Genomic DNA, 18,466 nt, shown 5'->3' on the forward strand with positions numbered 1-18,466 from the left:
CTTCAGTAGTTACGATGAACCACACTCCTTGTTGTAGCAATTGGCCTTATTTGCCTCATAAGACAAACCTCGGACATGCTCCAAATTGGGTGCACACAAGCGGTTTCTAGAATTCTTCTATAAAATGGACTTGCAAGTTACTGTGATGCATTGTGTAGATCTTAGCGTTGCATGACCTTCGAAAACTTCGACCCAAGGATTTCCAAAAGTGGCTGTGAATGAAGATAACATCCGCCTAGCGTATAAGCTTTTTCTTGATCGAACGCCCGCACCTGAAGAGGTTCTGCATCACTTTGAGAAGAACCAACCGCTGACGGATCTCGTATTCAATTTCCTCGAGTCGCCAGAATTTAAGGTAAAAAACCCGAACGCCGCCAAAAGTACAAACAGACCGCAAACGCAATCTTCGTCTCTTGGACTGGGAAAGCGGACTCTAATCCATCTACACATCCCAAAAACTGCGGGCACAAGTTTAACCGCTATTCTGGCTGGGGGCTTCCCCGATGGTACACATCAGCCCATCTACAGTGAATACTTCGACAAACCAGATCAACAGGTTAGAGAAGAACTGCACGATAAACAGTTCATGTTCGGCCACGTTCAACATGGCGTCGCGCGGCAGCTGGAGCAGGACCACCTTTATATCTGCACATTGCGCAGCCCTGGTCCCAGGCTGCTAAGCTACTACAATTACGTTCGTCGAACTGAAAGTCACTATTGTCATAAAGCTGTGGCCGGACAGAATATGTCTTTTGGCACATTCCTAAAATGGGCTTCTAAACGAGGAAACCCATTTAAATTTGAAGTCGATAACGGCCAAGTAAGGCTTTTGGCCGGCCAAAATCGACAAAATAGAGAGAAGATAGACACGGATATACTGCATACGGCCGTTTCTAATCTCTTAAGCCAAGACATGATTTATGGACTAACGGAATATTTCGATGATTTTGTCAGAGTTCTCGTTGAGAAGGGAATAGTCGCCGTCGATATCAATATTCAGCGAAACGTTTCGCCGAACTCGGCTAATTTTGAAGATGAACTCAAGAATTTAACCAGAAGCCAGAAGAAAATATATGATGCTTTCACTTACTGGGACGAAATCATGTATGATCTCGCGAAAAAAAGTTACTTCTTAGCGCACAACTGAAAATAGCAGGCCGTCCATAGTGATGCTTCTGTTCTCTTCTAACGAATAATGTTCACGGGCAGCCCGTTTGCTGTCGAAGATCAGCTTTGCTTTATAACATCTTGGAGTATTCCCCACAGCGAATGTTCAGGAACCGCTCTTTAGTCCTGTCATCTGCGTTATGGCATCGAAAAAGTAATTATTGGCGCTGTGGAGAGGGCAAGGTGGCTTGTTCCTGCAAAGCTGACCTTCAAGCCCATTTTCACCCATTCAGCAACCTTTCCAATTCAGCATTGAACTCAGCCAGCTCTAACCCCGCGTCCAGCTCTATTGGTTGCAGATCAAGACTGACATGGCGACGGCCCTTTTTGCGGCCGATAAAGCTCCAGAACAGATCGTAGGTGGCGCGTTGGAATTTACCTAACCCGTCAAGGCGCAGCAGCATAACTGGGGTATCCGGTTCCGCACGAAGGATTTCGTGCACACCGGACAAATACGGCGCGACGATTTCTTCCGGTTGGCGGCGGACTTTGCCTGCGGGAAACAACAGGATTGAATTGCCCTGCCCCAACAGGTCGTGAATTTTGGATAGAGTTTCTTCTTTGCGAGCTGCACGGCGCTCCTCTGGCCAAGACTTTGGCGACGACATCGGGACCGCACCTGCCACATACATAGGAAACCATTGGGCAGGATTGTGATATTCATCGTAATGCACCGTCGGGCGAACCCGTTTGGTGGAATAAAGCGTGGTGGCGATCAGCGGCCCGTCATGACGGCTGACATGCGTGGCAAGGATCAAAACGCCGTCTGTATCTTGCAGCAGATGTTTGCCCGCTGCACTGACGTTGTAGAACAACCCATAATAGGTTCGCAGCAGCACGAAAAAGAAGTGTCGGGTCCATTTGCCCAAGGTGTTGTCTAAGAAACGTTTCATATGGGTAAACCTTTGCAGATTGATCGCGCTAGGGGAACTGTAATTTCAAATCATGAACAATGTTCAATTAAGCGTTCTACTGCCCCGTCGACAAGGCCATAAATACAAAAGTAAGGAAACCCAGACCCCATTCCATGTGTTGACCTCCCAGACGCCGCAAGCCATCAACACCTCATGACACAACCAGACATCCTTTGTATCGGCTCGGTCCTTTGGGACATCATCGGGCGCTCTTCCAGCCACATGCGCGCAGGGTCTGATGTACCCGGCCGGATCACCCGCATTCCGGGTGGTGTGGCAATGAATATTGCAATGACGCTGATCAATTTTGGCCTGACGCCTGCACTGCTGTCCGCTGTGGGCCGCGACCCCGAAGGCGATGAATTGGTGGCTGAGGCTGATCAACTCGGGATGATTACCAACACTCTTTACCGATCCGAGGACCTGCCGACCGACTCCTACATGGCCGTTGAAGGTGCGAACGGACTGATTGCGGCGATTGCCGATGCCCATTCACTGGAACGGGCTGGGACCAAAATTTTGCGGCCAATGTCTGAAGGTCCGCTTGGAACGCCAGACGCGCCTTGGGACGGCCTTGTGGCGCTGGACGGCAATTTGACCCGCGAGCTGTTGGGCGACATCGCGAAATCCCCGTTATTTGCCAAATCCGACCTTCGGGTCGCGCCTGCATCACCGGGAAAGGCCGAACGCTTGCTCGCGTTGGTCGGGCATGCGTCCGCGACTCTTTATGTGAACCTCGAAGAGGCAGGGTTGTTGTGCCAAACTACGTTCGATCTCGCCACAGACGCAGCAAAGGCGCTGACAGTACGCGGCGTACATCGCTGCCTTGTCACCGATGGCGGCAACCTTGCCGCAGAAGGCCATGGCAACAGCATTCGCACCGCACAACCACCCGAAGTCCTTGTCACCCGCGTTACGGGTGCAGGTGATACTTTTATGGCAGCCCATATCGCATCCGAAGTGCAAGGTATGGACCCACAAGCTGCCCTTGAACGCGCGCTCAACGCTGCCGCTACTTATGTTTCAGGAGAGACCCCAACATGATCCCACTCCACTACGCCCCCGAAGTTGCCGCCGCCAAAGAAGCAGGCAAAGCGATTGTCGCACTGGAATCCACCATCATCACCCATGGCATGCCCTACCCCCAGAACGTCGAGACCGCGCGTCTGGTGGAAGGTGACATACGCGATACAGGCGCAGTTCCTGCCACAATCGCGGTGATGGATGGCAAGCTGCACATCGGGTTGACGGACGATGAATTAGACACTTTGGCGCAAACCAAAAACGTCGCCAAGCTTAGCCGCGCGGATATGGCGGCCTGCATCGCCACAGGCGGCACGGGCGCTACAACAGTCGCTGCTACGATGATTGCAGCGAACCTTGCAGGCATTCATGTCTTTGCCACAGGTGGTATCGGTGGTGTGCACAAGGGGGCTGAGACCAGCTTTGATATCTCAGCGGATCTTCATGAACTCGCCCAAACTCCCGTCACCGTAGTCGCCGCGGGTGCGAAGGCGATCCTTGATCTAGACAAAACCTATGAGGTTCTTGAGACCCTCGGCGTTCCGGTGATCGCCTATGGTCAGGACATGTTGCCAGCCTTTTGGTCCGCCACATCACCCCTGCCCGCACCTTTGCGCATGGACACACCTAGCGATATCGCAAGCGCTGGGCAGATGCGCGCGGCCATGGGCCTTCCGGGGGGACAGTTGATCACCAACCCTATCCCAGCCGACGCCGAGATTTCTGCCGAAACCCTTGCGCCGATCATTGCCCAAGCCCTAAACGAGGCCGAGACCCAAGGCATAGCCGCCAAGGCCGTTACACCCTTTTTGTTGGGACGTATTTTTGAACTTACCGATGGCGCGTCCTTGGTGGCCAATATCGCCCTTGTGCGAAACAATGCACGCTTGGCTGCTCAAATTGCGTGCGTTTGGACACCTTAACAGGCGTCAAATCACGCCATCCATTGCCGTTCCAGAGGTCGTACCCTACATAAACATTTAATGTATCTAATGGTTTTCCAAAGGCCCTAACTGTGAGCACACCCCAAGACCCAAAACCGCGCCGCGCCATTCTGACGGCATTGCGCAACAACTTCATCGCGGGTTTGGTCGTGATTGCGCCCATTGGTCTAACGCTTTGGCTTATTTGGACAGTCGTCGGTTGGGTCGATAGCTTTGTTTGGCCATTTGTGCCGAACGCCTACCAACCAGAGGAATTGCTGAACCGTTTCTTGGGCAACTCCCAAGCGGACGACAGCTGGATCACAGTAAACGTGCGCGGCATTGGTGTTGTGATCTTCTTGGTCTTCACGATGCTTGTCGGTTGGGTCGGCAAAGGTTTAATCGGACGCAGTTTTCTGCGCTGGGGCGAAGGCTTGGTCGCACGTATGCCCGTGGTACGGTCTATCTATAACGCCGTGAAACAGATCGCCGAAACGGTTTTTGCGCAGTCCGAAACCAGCTTTGATAAGGCCTGTATGATTGAATACCCACGCAAGGGAATTTGGGCGATCGGGTTTATTTCAACGGCGACAAAGGGCGAATTGCTGATCAAGGCCGACACTGGACCAATGACGTCTGTCTTCCTGCCCACGACGCCGAACCCGACGTCAGGGTTTCTGTTGTTGGTTCCGACCGAAGATATCATCGAGCTAGACATGAGTGTCGAAGACGCAGCCAAGCTCGTTATTTCGGCAGGACTTGTTTATCCAGGTGAAAAGGACGCGAAACTGCCGGACGCAATGGACAAACTTGCCGACAAGATCGCCCATCAGCGCACGCCTGAGTCCTGACATCAAGCTTTAAACATTGCCTCAAAATCGACGGTGTCACGCTCACCCAGATCGTCAAAATGAGCGCTTAAGAAACCGTCTGCCGCCGCACGACCAGCGGCCTTAAGCCGTGACAAAACCACAGGGTTCGGCACGGATTTCGTCGCCACACTCAGATCATTCATCAACGCGTCATCTGAAATCATATGCACGAGAACGTTTTTCATGACATCTTCGGACACTGAACCAGCGGACAGCAAACGTTTCACGAACTTGATCGCCCGCAATTCGCGCAAGAGCGAGGAATTGAAACTGATTTCATTGATGCGATTTTGAATGGCCTGCGGGTCTGTAGGAATATCGTCGCGATGTAAGGGATTGATATTTACGACAACGACATCCGCGGGCAAATGCCCCTCAAACAACGGAAACAGCGCGGGATTGCCGGTGTAGCCACCATCCCAATAGGCTTCTCCGTCGATTTCAACTGCCTTATAAACCGTCGGCAGGCAGGCTGACGCCATCAACGCATCACTTGTAATCGCTGCGCCTGAGAACATCTTGATCTTGCCCGTGCGCACGTTCGTTGCACAGACATAAAGCTCGGGACCGGTATCAGCGCAGACCGCATCAAATTTCATCTGATCGACGATAGGTTTCAACGTATTCGTATAGAAAAGCCCTGCCCCATACGGCGACATCAGCCGCGACGTAAAATCAATAGCCGCATATGCTGGCGAATAAGACATTGCCGCCGAAAGGATTGATGTCGCAGGCGACATTGCATCCATCCAGCTGGATAGACTGTCATCCGTGACCGCACCGACCTGCGCCCAGAACCAATCAAGGTTCTCGCGCGCGCCGTCACGGCCCCCGTTCATCATGCCTGCTTTTAATGCAGCACCATTCATGGCCCCAGCAGATGTGCCCGAGATCGACGCGATCTCGATACGCTCATCCTCAAGGATGCGATCCAGCACCCCCCACGTGAACGCCCCATGTGCTCCACCGCCCTGAAGCGCGAGGTTGATACGTTTTACCATTGGGCTGCCGCCATCACGCTGCGGATCACAAGGCTGTCCAACCGCCATCAACGCTGATGGTCGTACCTGTGATCTGCGTCGCAGAATCTGAAGCAAGGAACACAGCCGTTCCACCAAGCTGTTCAACCGTTGCGAACTCTTTAGACGGCTGTCGTTTCAGCATGACGTTTTTGATCACCTCTTCACGGCTCATGTTGTATTCCTTCATCGTGTCGGGGATCTGAGCCTCAACCAAGGGTGTCAGAACATACCCCGGACAGATCGCATTGCAGGTGATCGGTTCTTCTGCAGTCTCTAGCGCTGTCGTCTTTGTCAGGCCAACAACCCCGTGCTTTGCTGCGACATAGGCAGATTTATAGGGCGATGCAGTTAACCCGTGGGCCGATGCAATGTTAATCACCCTGCCCCAGCCTACCTTGCGCATCATCGGCAAAGCCGCTGCGGTGGTGTGAAACGCAGAGCTCATGTTGATTGCGATGATCGCGTCCCATTTTTCAGTCGGGAATTCATCAATCGGTGCGACGTGCTGGATGCCCGCGTTGTTGATCAAGATATCACACGCACCTGCGTCTGCGACCAAACGGCGGCAGTCGTCGGCTTTGGACATGTCGGCGGCGACGTATTTAGCCTCGACGCCAAATTCCTTTGCGATCTCGGCCGCAATTGCGTGATCTTCTTCGCGATCCGTAAAGGAATTCAAAACAACATTGGCGCCAGCTTTGGCCATCTCACGGGCCACGCCCAAACCAATCCCCGAATTCGATCCCGTGATTACTGCGGTCTTACCTGAAAGAGGTGCGTTAGACGTCATGGTGCTCTCCTGCAAATCATGTTGCAATGCAGCATAGGCTGATGGATACAAACAGCAACAGGCCTCGCGCCATAGTTGTGCCTAATTCGATAACTAAATCTTTAGTAACAGTTATTTCTAGTGAGAATGCCCATGGAACCGATCGTTATCAAATCTACACCTAAGACTTTCCAATTCGGAATTATCGTCGGGGGCACCATTTTCCAAGGCGTCACAGTCAAAGGGACTGACCTGACGTATGACCCAGTGACCGGACTTCCGATCACTGGAACCGTACGATGGATGGAATACATCAATTACGGAGCGCTTATAGATGCCCCTGAAGGCATGTATGGTCTTCCTGCACTGACTGAAACGGATGTTGCAACTCTGAACGCAGGGACGATTTTTTGGTTTGAACCGGCTAGCTTTTTGGAGTTCGTCGCAGCGCAAGCTCCGCTGACGATGAACCTGACATTTAGCGACGGTGAATTTGTCGGAACAGGTGGAGATGATCGGATTACCCTGACTGACCACACCTATTTTGAAAACCGTGCTGTTGATGGTGGTCTGGGTGATGACATCCTAAAGGGATCGGAAACCGCTGACACCTTGTCGGGCAGCGAAGGGGCAGACCGTCTTTTTGGATTCGACGATGATGATTCACTCTATGGCGGTACCGGCGATGACCAGATGTTCGGCGGAAGCGATGATGATTCAATCCTTGGCGGTGCTGGAAATGACCGCATTTACGGCGGAGACGGACACGACTGGCTGCTTGGAGACTCGGATTTCGTCCACGATTACGGCGTCACCGACTTCGGGCGGGACGTCATGTTCGGCGGCGATGGGGACGACATAATCTTAGGTCACTCAGGCAATGATCGTCTACTCGGCGATGGCGGCGTCGATACTATTTTGGGTGGCGAGGGGGCAGATGACATCTTTGGCGGCGACGGCAACGACGAATTGAGCGGCGATACTTACTCTGCTTCAAACGGTGCAGGCGACAGGGTCTTCGGCGGCAATGGCGATGACGCCCTATTTGGCGGCGCCGGCGATGATCGGTTGTTCGGCGGCAATGGCAACGACGCAATCATTCTAGACGAAGGTAACGACGTGGCCAACGGCGGTGCTGGTGATGACAAGTTTGAAACACTGGGCGGAGGCACGGATATTTTGACTGGCGGCAGTGGGTCTGACCAGTTCCTCTTTGTTTCGAGCACAACGACCTATGCTACAATTAGGGACTTTGATCCCGCAGAGGACGCTCTCTCTGTATACTATACCTACACGTCCACCCAACAAGAACAATTTGACGCCTTTATGGCTGGTGCGACGCAGGTCAATCAGCACGTTATCTGGGCAAGTGACACCGCTACGATTGTTTTGAAACGATTAGATATCCAAGACCTGACTCTCGACAACTTTATTGGCAACCCAGGAGAGGGTGACGGTATCTACAACTAAAGGTCCCAAAAGTCGCCAAGCCGCCGCAAAGGCGACCCCAAACTACAGAGCGCGACACGCCGCCACATGATGAACAAATTCGCGCTCTGATTGTTTCCCTACGACACCCAATCTCCTGTTTCATGACATATTTCTCCCTAAATTGATGGGTATCTCTTCCGGTGAATTAACCAACTTTCACCACCGGAGGCAGATATGCCACTTACTGAACCTGTGATTTCGAATACCCACGAGAGCCGTTTTTTGTTTGGCTCATTTTCCAACGAAGGCACAGAACCGGTTTTCTTCGGTGTCGTCGTGTTTGGGTCCGACCTGACATATGACCCAGCAACGGGCTTGCCCAATGGCGGTTACATCAACCGCATCGAATTGCAGACTCGTACTGAAGACGGCATGCAAACCCTGCACGCGGAGTTCACTGATTTCGACGCGTCGGTCACCCATTTGGACAATGCCTTCGCAACAGCGGGCGCACCTTGGTATGACCCCAGCCATTTCTTTGGCACCGAATTGATGTCCCTAAATTACGAAGTAAACTGGAGCGGCGGCATCGGTGGCGACACGTTTACAGGAACCGACAAAGGCGAAACCCTTCTGGGCCGCGATGGTGATGACACGCTTAACGGTGCCGCTGGCGCAGACGATCTGCGTGGCCAGACTGGGAACGACGAAATCTATGGTGGCGACGGGCGCGACTATGTCGCCGGTGGGTTAGGACACGACACACTGTTTGGCGAAGCGGGCAAAGATTCCCTGCTTGGAGGCAAAGGGGATGATGTTCTTTACGGCGGCCAAGAAAACGACGTGCTGTATGGCAATGACGGCGCTGACACACTCTTTGGCGGTGACGGCAAGGATGATGCTACCGGTGGTGCCGGAAATGATTACGTCGACGGAGGCGCAGGCGCGGATTCCATCCGAGGGGGTGCGGGCGACGACGAACTCTATGGTGGCGATGATAACGACCGCCTATCCGGCGGCGACGGCCTTGATGACCTTTATGGTGGCCTCGGCAATGACACCTTGAGTGGCGGGGGCGGTGAAGACACCCTGTCCGGTGATGACGGAAATGACCAAATCTATGGCAACGACGGCGACGATACCGCCTACGGCATGACTGGCGATGATCGCATCACCGGCAACAACGGCAATGACGCGCTTTATGGTGGCGAAGGCCGTGACGACATCAGCGGTGGGTACGGTAATGACGTTCTGGATGGCGGAGCCGGCAAAGACAAATTGTCAGGCAACAGCGGCGACGATGTTCTCATCGGGGGCGCAGGCAATGATCGAATGACAGGTGGTGATGGCAACGACGTCTTGGTTGGCGGAGACGGCTATGATCAGGTCGCGGGTAACGACGATTCTGATACCTTCCTTCTGGATGAGACCCTTGCTGGTGGAAACATGACCGTTCGCGACTTTACGGATGGTGAAGACAACCTTTACCTCAACACGGGTGATATTCTTACGGCAGAAGAAATGTTTGATATCTTCATGGCTGGAGCGACCCAAACAGGTGAAAGCGTAACCTATGATAATGGCGAAGGCAGCGTCATTTCCCTGCTGAAGACATCTATTGAAGACATCACTGTTGAGGACTTTTACGCGCTCGACGTGCAAGAAGACGAAGACACCGGTGAGAGAACCGTTGCGTCCGAAGGTCTCGTTGAGGACTTCATGCTCGGGTTCCTTTAATCCAGCAGCCCTGCGGCGGCATCCCAACACGAAAACAAGCGGCCCCCTGTCACCGACAGCGGGGCCGTTTTGTTTTTTCGTTAACGATTCTTAACGGCCCTCAAACACCGATTCCATGCGATGGAATCGCGCTTGTTTCTGAACGAATAAAAATGCTCTCTCAACCGCCAAACCCCCAATAAATGCGGGCAGAAAAAAACCCCAGCCGAAGCTGGGGTTAAGTTATTGAGGCAGGTTTCATACAGGCAAGAAACCTATCGAGCAGTGCCCTCGTTATAAGCAATTGGCCGCCCGCATCCAAGCTAAAAGTTTGAAAAGGTTTGTTTCCCCATCTAGGTTGGTTTCAATGCCACCGAACACAGGTGGTGGAAATCGGGGGAGCGACATCAAAATGTCCGTACAATTTCTAACAACAACGGCGACAACTTTGCGCGTATTCGCGCTAGCAGCGTCAACGTCCGTCCTAGCAACACTTGCGGCAGCCGAGCCCGTACATGGCATAGCTATGTATGGAGACCCTGCTCTACCCCCAGATTTTGCGCATCTCCCTTATGCAAATCCCGATGCACCAACAGGCGGTTCTATCATTACAGCCAACATCGGTGGCTTTGACAGCCTGAACCCTTACATCGTCAAAGGCTCGGTGCATTGGCAGCTGCGGTTCTTGATGGGCGAAAGCCTGATGGCACGTTCCTTGGACGAACCTTTCTCGCTTTATGGCCTTCTCGCCGAATCGGTTGAGACCGCAGATGACCGTTCTTGGGTCGAATTCACGCTTCGACCTGAAGCCCGATTCTCTGATGGGAGCCCAGTTACGGTCGAAGATGTGATCTGGTCATATGAAACGCTCGGCACCGTGGGCCACCCGCGTTACCACGGGTTCTACAATAAGGTCGAAAGTATTGAAGCCGTTGGCGAACGTGGCGTGCGGTTCAACTTCGCAGAACAAGACCGCGAATTGGCGCTCTTGGCTGGCCTGCGTCCGATCCTCCAGAAAGCACAATGGGAAGGTCTCGATTTCGCCGAAAGCGGCCTCGACGTTATTCCGGTGACGTCATCGCCTTATACGATCACTGATTTCGAAGCCGGTCGTCACATCGAGCTAACCCGCAACCCAGACTATTGGGGCTATGACGTCGTGCCGTTTGTAAACGGGCTTTATAACCTCGACACTATCCGCATGGAGTTTTTCGGAGACGAAACCGCGGCGTTTGAAGCGTTCAAGGTCGGTGACGTAAACACCAACCGCGAATTCAACGTTGCGAAATGGGACAGCCAGTATGATTTCGCCCTGATGCAATCTGGCGAATATGTGCGTTCGATTTTGCCGCATTCTCGCCCCAGCGGTATTACCGGTTTCGTAATGAACACCCGCCTGCCCCAGTTCGAAGACATCCGTGTGCGAGATGCAATGATGCATGCGTTCAACTTTGAATTCATCAACGACGCTATGACAGGCGGCGCACAACCGCGGATCACCAGCTATTTCTCGAACTCACCGTTGGCGATGCAGGATGGCCCGGCAACGGGTCGTGTTCTCGAATTCCTTGAACCCTTTGCCGATAGCATTCCAGCGGACGCGATCAGCGGGTATTCCCTTCCTGTTTCTGATGGGTCCGAACGCAACCGCGCAAACATCGGCGCGGCTTTGGATCTAATGGAACAGGCTGGTTACACTGTTCAGGACGGCGTGATGACAGGGCCAGATGGACAGGAATTCACTTTTGAAATCCTGCTCAAATCAGGTTCCAGCGAGAACCAGTCGATTATCGACATGTTTACCGAAAGCCTTAGCCGTCTTGGCATTACACCGACGATCACCGTGGTGGACAATGCCCAATATAGCGAACGCACAGACATCTACGATTTCGGTATGACCTATCACCGCCGTGGGCTGTCGCTTTCGCCTGGCAATGAACAATACCTCTATTGGGGGATCGAAGCTGCGGACGTCGAGGGTGGTCGCAACCTGATGGGTGTGCAATCGGAAGCGATCGACGAGATGATCAACCTGCTTTTGACGTCTGACAGTCAGGACGATTTCGTCGCCGCGACCCGCGCGATGGACCGGTTGCTCACTTCGGGCCGCTACGTCATTCCGATCTATCAGTGGAACATCAGCCGCATCGCCCATGATGCAGACCTCCATTATCCCGACACCATGCCGATCTTCGGCGACTGGCCCGGTTGGCAGCCAGACGTGTGGTGGTACGACGAAGGTTAAGAGAGGTTTGCATACCGTTCCAACGGACCATTCTGTCGGCGTCGCGCTAATCGGCGCCGGCATGATCGCCCCCTCACATATCAAAGCGCTTTCCGCGATGGGAGCTGCAGTACGGCTCAGCTATGTTGTCTCGCGCAGCCCCGAACGCGCAAAGCATCTCACCAAGTACTATGATGGCCCCGCACCGCATTTCACTAGTGATCTAGAAGCAGTCGCCAATGATCCGTCAGTGCAGTTCGTTATCGTTGCCACGCCACCCAGCGTGCGGGCGGATCTGATCCGGACACTTGCACAGGCTGGCAAGCACATCCTGTTGGAAAAACCGGTGGGACGCACCTTGGCCGAGGCAAAACAGGTCGTCGATATCTGTGAACGTGAAGGAGTCACGCTCGGGGTGTTGTTTCAACACCGCGCCCGTGCGCCGTCGATTGCGGCAACGCAGTTGATCAAGGAAGAAAATCTTGGCCCCTTAGCCCATGTCGAAATCAGCGCGCCTCTTTGGCGCGAGCAAAGCTATTACGACGAACTTGGCCGAGGCACTTATGCCCGCGATGGCGGCGGCGTCTTGATTACGCAAGCAATCCATACCATTGATCTTGCCCTTAGCTTTACTGGCCCCGTTAAATCAGTGCAGGCCATGACCATGACAACAGATCTACACAAAATGGAGGCGGAAGACCTTGCTGTGGCGGGCCTACAATTTGTCAACGGCGCGGTGGGCACTCTGCTTGCCAGTACAGCGATCGCGCCGCAACGACCCGAAACAGTGATACTACATTACGCGCAAGCCACGGTAACCATTAGTAAAGACCAGCTCGCCGTTTCATGGCGCGACGGGCGCAATGCTCCTCTTTCTGCATTGCCTGCTCCTGATGACAAATTCCGGTGGCACCAAGTCCTAATCGAAGATTTTCTATCAGCTATTTCCCAAGGCCACTTGCCGGAAGCCACCGGACACGCGGCGCTTACCTCCCATGTGTTGATCGACGCCATCGAACGCTCGTCTCGACTAGGTGCGCGCATCAATCTCGATCCGACTTGATTAAGCTGGGACCTTTTTGCTGTGCCTGACGCTCCGAAACGAAGCCAAATTCTGTGCAGGCGCAAACGGACTATAGAGCCTCGCCCGCAAAGGCAGCAGCATTGATGGCCTGCCCGCTAAACGATATGGGTCGTTCAGGCTTGGAAACTGAACTGAACAAGATTGCTGATGTATGACGTCTCAAAAACTCGCCTCTGAGGGCCTCGGAACTGCGCTTTTGCTCATCGGCGTTGTTGGCTCGGGCATTATGGCGCAATCGCTGACGGATGACATTGCGCTTGCGTTGTTGGCCAATGCGATTGCCACAGGCTGCACACTCTATTTCATCATCACTATTTTTGGGCCGATTTCAGGCGCACATTTCAACCCAATCGTAACGCTGGCCTTTGCGCTAAAGGGCGAACACCCTTGGCGATTGGTGGCCAGTTATATTCCCGTGCAGATCATTGGCGGCATCGTGGGTGTCTGGCTGTGCCATGTGATGTTTGACCTTGATCTTATTCAGGCGTCCACGACTGCGCGCACAGGTGCGAACCAGTGGACATCAGAAGTCTTTGCAACCGTTGGACTGTTGCTGGTGATCTTTGGCGGGCTCCGTAGCCGCCCAGATACGGTGCCCACATTGGTTGCCGTTTATATCACAGGGGCCTATTGGTTTACGTCATCTACCAGCTTTGCCAACCCTGCTGTGACAATCTCTCGCGCGTTTTCGGATACCTTTGCAGGGATCGATCCCGCCCATGTTGTCGGCTTCATTCTAGCACAGCTGATCGGGTTGGCAGTCGCCCTGCCCGTCATCCGGTTCCTTTTTGACAAGAGCGACTATTAACCCCGGTTTAAGGCGACTGTGATGATCTAAATCTGCGCTGACGGTATGTCAGGGCAGAAAGGCATCTTATGACACGGACCGACACACTGAAGTTCAAGCCGGATTTCCCCACTGTGATGTGCCAGGATTATTCGCTTCTCGATCAACTCACATTACATGAGCGGCAAACTGATTGGGACGATATCGTGCGCTACTTCGCCGAGGTCTATTACCTCACAGTCACCGAAGGCCATGACACGTTAGGCGAATGGGCCACACGCCGACTTGAGCCAATGATCGAAGGCGCAGCGGCCTGACCAATACAGGCGGTTGCACCTGCTGGTGCGGATAAGATACCGCTTGGGCATGACACATGATCCTGTCCCTTCGCCCTTTAACCTCGCGGCCTATGTCCTTGGGCGCGCATCACAACTGCCTGATAAAACCGCGCTGAGCATTATTGGTGCAGGCGGCGTCGATGTCTGGTCCTACGCACGGCTTGAACGCGCCATTCGTGGGGCTGCTACGGGATTGCTGGCGATGGGTTTAACAGCTGGGGATCGGGTTCTCTTGCGCCTCGGAAACACGCCAGACTTTCCAATCGCGTTTCTGGCCTGTCTGGCTGTTGATCTTGTTCCCGTGCCTACCTCAGCACAACTGACCGTGTTTGAAATCACCGCAATGTCACAGGACATCGCCCCCAAGGCAATCATCGCGGGAGATGGCATCACCCTGCCCGATCACCCTGCACCCGTCATCGAAACCGCAACCCTGCGCGGGTTTTACGGACGTGAACCTGCGGCTTTCGTTTTGAGTGATCCCGACCGCGTCGGGTATATCATCTTCACGTCTGGAACCTCTGGCAAACCACGTGGTGTTGTTCATGCACACCGCGCAATTTGGGCGCGACGGATGATGACAGATGGCTGGACAGGCCTGACGCCCAATGACCGCATTCTCCATGCGGGTGCGTTTAACTGGACCTATACGCTGGGCACCGGATTGATGGACCCTTGGACAATCGGGGCAACGGCCCTTATTCCCGCAGCAGGTACTCCCATCGCAGATATCCCTTCGCTGCTACGCGAACATCACGCGACGATTTTTGCTGCAGCACCAGGCGTTTATCGACAAATCCTCAAGTGCGAGCTGCCCCAACTTCCGTACCTACGGCACGGATTATCGGCGGGTGAAAAACTTCCCGATACGACACGCACAGCTTGGGAGAGCGCCACCGGAACGCCCATCTTCGAGGCCTATGGCATGTCGGAGTGTTCCACATTCATTTCGGGTAGCCCAACAACCCCAGCCGAGGCTGGAACCCTTGGGCAGCCCCAGAAAGGCCGGCGCGTTACCCTGATGCAAGACGGTGATCCAATGGCATCTGACGGCCAAATCGCCGTTCACTGCAGCGATCCGGGACTTATGTTAGGGTATTTCAACGCCCCCGCCGACACAGCCGCCCGATTTGACGACGACTGGTTCTTAACGGGGGACATGGGCCACCGCACTGAAAGCGGCGCAATTGCCTATGCTGGCCGCGTCGATGACATGATGAACGCAGGCGGCTATCGCGTCTCACCTATTGAGGTTGAAACGGCCCTTACCCTTCATCCTGCAATTGACGACGCCGCCGCTGTAGAGGTGCAGGTTAAATCCGACGCATCCGTAATTGCTGTCTTTTACACCAGCGCAGGTGTGATAGACCAAGACGAACTGGCAGCACATGCAGCCACGCACCTTGCGCGATACAAATGTCCGCGCTTGTTTATTCATGCCGACACACTGCCTCGTGGGGCGAACAACAAACTGCTGCGCCGCGCGCTCAGAACCCAATGGGAGACCGACCATGGTCAAGCTTGATATTATCTCCGATCCTATTTGCCCGTGGTGTTACATCGGCAAAACCAATCTGGATCGCGCATTGGAACAAATCCCTGATCACCCCTTTCAGATCGAATGGCATCCGTTTCAGTTGAACCCTGACATGCCAGCCGAAGGCATGGATCGCCGCGAATACCTTGAGCGCAAGTTTGGCGGAAAAGAAGGTGCCGTGCGTGCCTACGCACCCATCGTTGAAATGGCCGAAAAGGTCGGACTTAAGATCGATTTTGAAGGCATGAAACGCACACCCAACACTATCAACGCGCATCGTTTGATCCATTGGGCCGGCATCGAAGGCCGCCAAACTTTCATTGTGCATCGCCTGTTCGAGGCCTACTTCCGTGACGCCCGTGACATCGGCGATGTAGAAGTCTTGGCCGATATCGCAGACAGCTGCGAAATGGACGCTGGCGTCGTCACCAAATTGCTTTCTTCTGATGCGGACATAGAGGGTATTCGCAACCGCGATGCGCACAGCCGCGAAATGGGTGTCAATTCAGTCCCAACCTTTATTATCGACAACAAACACGCGGTTCCTGGCGCGCAACCGGCTGAACTTTGGACAAAAGTAATCGGCGAAATCATGGAGCAGATCGAGGCCGCCGAGTGACCCGAGACGTCATAATTTTTCTTGTTGCAACGCTCGCGACGATTGTCGGCTTGGGCACCGTCTTCTTTCACTTCGTCGAAGGCTGGAGCTGGCTGGATTCTTATTTCTTTACAGTCGTAACGCTCTCTACCGTTGGTTACGGATCACTCGTGCCAGCGACGGCTGTCGGTAAGATCGGCACAACCATCCTGATATTTGTCGGGTTGATTGTTGTCGCGGCCGTTATTCAGCAACTTGGGTCCTTCACCCTAAACAATCGCATCAAGGCACGAGAGGCCCTTACCGAGGCCCGTCATCGCGCCGCCTTGGCCGAAAAACGTGCCAAAGCCGCGGAAGAAAAAGGGCCAGATGCGTGATCACCGCTCACATTCCTTCGGGGTATGTTTTCGGACGATTGCTTCAGAATAGCGGTGCCCGATGGCCTTTGATCCTTCCTGCAGCCGTGGTTGGCGGAATACTACCCGATTTCGACATGATATGGTTCTACCTGATCGATGATCGCGCATTTCATCACCATCGCTATTGGGTGCATATCCCAGCATTCTGGGCTTTGGTTGCAATCGCCGTCTTGCCGCCACTCGCATTGACCGCTAAGCGTTTCCTACCAGCCGCTTTGGCGTTTTTTGCAGCACTCTTTTTGCACTTATGCCTCGATACATTGGCTGGCGATATTTTATGGCATTGGCCTTGGTCCAATGACTTCACACACTTCGTAACGATCCCCGCAGTTTACGACTGGTGGGTTCTCAATTTTGTTCTCCACTGGGTATTTGGGCTGGAAATACTTATCTGGGTCGCTGCAGTCTGGCTTTGGATTAAAAGATGAAAAACACCTCAATGGCCGTGTCCAAACCGCTTGGGCAAACCGAATTCATTGCTCTTGTGGCAATGCTTGCGGCGACGGTGGCGTTTTCAATTGACGCCATGTTACCCGCCCTGCCCGAGATCGCAGAGGAACTCACTCCCGGAAATCTCAATCGGGCCCAATTGATCGTCACAAGTTTCGTGCTTGGGATGGGTTTGGGTACCTTTTTCACCGGACCCTTGGCCGACCGTTTTGGGCGCAAAGCTGTCATTGTAGGTGGTGCTGCCCTTTATATCACGGCCACAATGATCGCTTTTTTGGCACCGACTTTGGAAACCATGATCGCATCGCGCGTTTTGATGGGACTTGCTGCCGCCGCGCCTCGCGTCGCCTCCATCGCCCTTGTCCGCGATCTGTATTCTGGCCGTGAAATGGCGCGCATCATGTCATTTGTTATGCTCATCTTCGCGTTGGTGCCTGCTCTTGCCCCAACGATTGGTGCCGGCATCATCTCGTTTTCCGGCTGGCGCGGGATCTTTCTCGCCTTTGCGGTGTTTAGCAGTTTGGTGACGCTCTGGCTGATGTTGCGGCAACCCGAAACCCTCTCAGCAGACAACCGACGTCCACTCAGCTTCGCCGCGCTCGCGTCCGCCGCCCGCGAAGTTGTCTCACACCCAACCGTGCGTCTATCGATTTTCGTACAGACGCTTGGATTTGGGATGCTGTTTTCCGTTCTGAGTTCGACCCAACAAGTTTTTGACCAAACCTACGGTCAAGGCGAGACGTTTCATTACTGGTTTGGCGGCATTGCAGTTCTCGCATCTACAGCATCAATCATCAATGCACGCCTAGTCGGGCGACTTGGAATGCGGCGGATCGTCAAGGCAATGTTTATTGTGCAGGCGGTCATGTCTTTGCTTATGATCCTCGCTGTTTCTTTGCATTTACCGAACCACACAGAGCTGTTGATTTACGCTGCCTGGACCGTTTCTGTGTTCTTTCAGGCGGGTTTGACAATCGGCAACCTGAACGCACTGGCAATGGAACCAATGGGCCACATCGCCGGATCTGCAGCCTCCATTGTCACCGCAACTTCTACGGTCGGCGCTGTATTGATCGCTGTTCCCATCGGCCTGAGTTTCAACGGCACGCCCATGCCGTTAGCGATTGGCGTTTTTGTCTGTGCCGTGCTCGCCTTTTGGCTCACGTCCTTGATCCGGCGCGACAGCGACTAG

18 protein-coding genes are annotated in these 18,466 nt (G+C 53.8%); 15 read left to right on the forward strand and 3 right to left on the reverse strand.

Features of this window, described 5'->3' with window-relative positions; all coding sequences use genetic code 11:
* Nucleotides 1–208 precede the first annotated feature (208 nt).
* A complete protein-coding gene (locus L0666_RS03245) occupies nucleotides 209–1,147 on the forward strand; it encodes a sulfotransferase family 2 domain-containing protein (RefSeq protein ID WP_235258481.1) in 939 nt (312 codons plus the stop codon).
* A 241-nt stretch (nucleotides 1,148–1,388) separates the two neighbouring features.
* Here the strand turns inward: L0666_RS03245 and L0666_RS03250 are convergent, their stop codons facing one another.
* Nucleotides 1,389–2,060 carry a lysophospholipid acyltransferase family protein gene (locus L0666_RS03250; RefSeq protein ID WP_235258497.1) on the reverse strand — a complete coding sequence of 224 codons (672 nt, stop codon included), beginning with the start codon at nucleotides 2,058–2,060 and terminating at the stop codon, nucleotides 1,389–1,391.
* 174 nt (nucleotides 2,061–2,234) lie between these two features.
* Between L0666_RS03250 and L0666_RS03255 the strand changes: the two genes are divergently transcribed.
* The 3 genes from L0666_RS03255 to L0666_RS03265 all read left to right on the forward strand — a co-directional run bounded on the left by L0666_RS03255 (nucleotide 2,235) and on the right by L0666_RS03265 (nucleotide 4,878).
* Nucleotides 2,235–3,125 carry a PfkB family carbohydrate kinase gene (locus L0666_RS03255; protein ID WP_235258507.1) on the forward strand — a complete coding sequence of 297 codons (891 nt, stop codon included), beginning with the start codon at nucleotides 2,235–2,237 and terminating at the stop codon, nucleotides 3,123–3,125.
* Nucleotides 3,122–4,027: a pseudouridine-5'-phosphate glycosidase gene (locus L0666_RS03260; RefSeq protein WP_235258509.1), complete on the forward strand. Its 906-nt coding sequence runs from the start codon at nucleotides 3,122–3,124 to the stop codon at nucleotides 4,025–4,027. The genes L0666_RS03255 and L0666_RS03260 overlap by 4 nt, the downstream gene beginning before the upstream one ends.
* Before the next feature lie 92 nt (nucleotides 4,028–4,119).
* A complete protein-coding gene (locus L0666_RS03265; RefSeq protein WP_235258510.1) occupies nucleotides 4,120–4,878 on the forward strand; it encodes a DUF502 domain-containing protein in 759 nt (252 codons plus the stop codon).
* Nucleotides 4,879–4,880: 2 nt separating this feature from the next.
* Here the strand turns inward: L0666_RS03265 and L0666_RS03270 are convergent, their stop codons facing one another.
* Nucleotides 4,881–5,900 (reverse strand): patatin-like phospholipase family protein, encoded by a 1,020-nt coding sequence (locus L0666_RS03270; protein WP_235258512.1) that lies wholly within the window; start codon nucleotides 5,898–5,900, stop codon nucleotides 4,881–4,883.
* Between the two features lie 25 nt (nucleotides 5,901–5,925).
* The gene (locus L0666_RS03275) at nucleotides 5,926–6,711 is read right to left on the reverse strand and encodes a 3-hydroxybutyrate dehydrogenase (RefSeq protein ID WP_235258514.1); all 786 of its coding nucleotides are present in this window, start codon (nucleotides 6,709–6,711) and stop codon (nucleotides 5,926–5,928) included.
* A gap of 132 nt (nucleotides 6,712–6,843) precedes the next feature.
* Between L0666_RS03275 and L0666_RS03280 the strand changes: the two genes are divergently transcribed.
* From L0666_RS03280 to L0666_RS03330, 11 genes are all read left to right on the forward strand, one after another.
* Nucleotides 6,844–8,160, forward strand: coding sequence for a calcium-binding protein (locus tag L0666_RS03280; protein WP_235258516.1), 1,317 nt, complete (start codon nucleotides 6,844–6,846; stop codon nucleotides 8,158–8,160).
* Nucleotides 8,161–8,355: 195 nt separating this feature from the next.
* The gene (locus tag L0666_RS03285; RefSeq protein ID WP_235258522.1) at nucleotides 8,356–9,858 is read left to right on the forward strand and encodes a calcium-binding protein; all 1,503 of its coding nucleotides are present in this window, start codon (nucleotides 8,356–8,358) and stop codon (nucleotides 9,856–9,858) included.
* 391 nt (nucleotides 9,859–10,249) lie between these two features.
* Nucleotides 10,250–12,082, forward strand: coding sequence for an extracellular solute-binding protein (locus L0666_RS03290; protein ID WP_418887978.1), 1,833 nt, complete (start codon nucleotides 10,250–10,252; stop codon nucleotides 12,080–12,082).
* Nucleotides 11,994–13,124, forward strand: coding sequence for a Gfo/Idh/MocA family protein (locus L0666_RS03295; protein WP_272492158.1), 1,131 nt, complete (start codon nucleotides 11,994–11,996; stop codon nucleotides 13,122–13,124). Before L0666_RS03290 ends, L0666_RS03295 begins: the two co-directional genes overlap by 89 nt.
* A gap of 172 nt (nucleotides 13,125–13,296) precedes the next feature.
* Nucleotides 13,297–13,953 (forward strand): aquaporin, encoded by a 657-nt coding sequence (locus tag L0666_RS03300; protein WP_235258526.1) that lies wholly within the window; start codon nucleotides 13,297–13,299, stop codon nucleotides 13,951–13,953.
* Between the two features lie 68 nt (nucleotides 13,954–14,021).
* The gene (locus L0666_RS03305) at nucleotides 14,022–14,249 is read left to right on the forward strand and encodes a hypothetical protein (protein WP_235258528.1); all 228 of its coding nucleotides are present in this window, start codon (nucleotides 14,022–14,024) and stop codon (nucleotides 14,247–14,249) included.
* Between the two features lie 49 nt (nucleotides 14,250–14,298).
* The gene (locus L0666_RS03310) at nucleotides 14,299–15,795 is read left to right on the forward strand and encodes a class I adenylate-forming enzyme family protein (protein ID WP_235258530.1); all 1,497 of its coding nucleotides are present in this window, start codon (nucleotides 14,299–14,301) and stop codon (nucleotides 15,793–15,795) included.
* On the forward strand, nucleotides 15,782–16,426 hold the full coding sequence (locus L0666_RS03315; RefSeq protein ID WP_235258539.1) for a DsbA family oxidoreductase: 645 nt from the start codon (nucleotides 15,782–15,784) through the stop codon (nucleotides 16,424–16,426). Before L0666_RS03310 ends, L0666_RS03315 begins: the two co-directional genes overlap by 14 nt.
* Nucleotides 16,423–16,782: a potassium channel family protein gene (locus tag L0666_RS03320; RefSeq protein WP_235258541.1), complete on the forward strand. Its 360-nt coding sequence runs from the start codon at nucleotides 16,423–16,425 to the stop codon at nucleotides 16,780–16,782. Before L0666_RS03315 ends, L0666_RS03320 begins: the two co-directional genes overlap by 4 nt.
* Nucleotides 16,779–17,252 carry a metal-dependent hydrolase gene (locus L0666_RS03325; RefSeq protein WP_235258549.1) on the forward strand — a complete coding sequence of 158 codons (474 nt, stop codon included), beginning with the start codon at nucleotides 16,779–16,781 and terminating at the stop codon, nucleotides 17,250–17,252. The genes L0666_RS03320 and L0666_RS03325 overlap by 4 nt, the downstream gene beginning before the upstream one ends.
* Nucleotides 17,249–18,466, forward strand: coding sequence for a multidrug effflux MFS transporter (locus tag L0666_RS03330; protein WP_235258557.1), 1,218 nt, complete (start codon nucleotides 17,249–17,251; stop codon nucleotides 18,464–18,466). Before L0666_RS03325 ends, L0666_RS03330 begins: the two co-directional genes overlap by 4 nt.

It is taken from the genome of Octadecabacter algicola, from assembly GCF_021532625.1.
GTDB classification, from domain to species: domain Bacteria; phylum Pseudomonadota; class Alphaproteobacteria; order Rhodobacterales; family Rhodobacteraceae; genus Octadecabacter; species Octadecabacter algicola.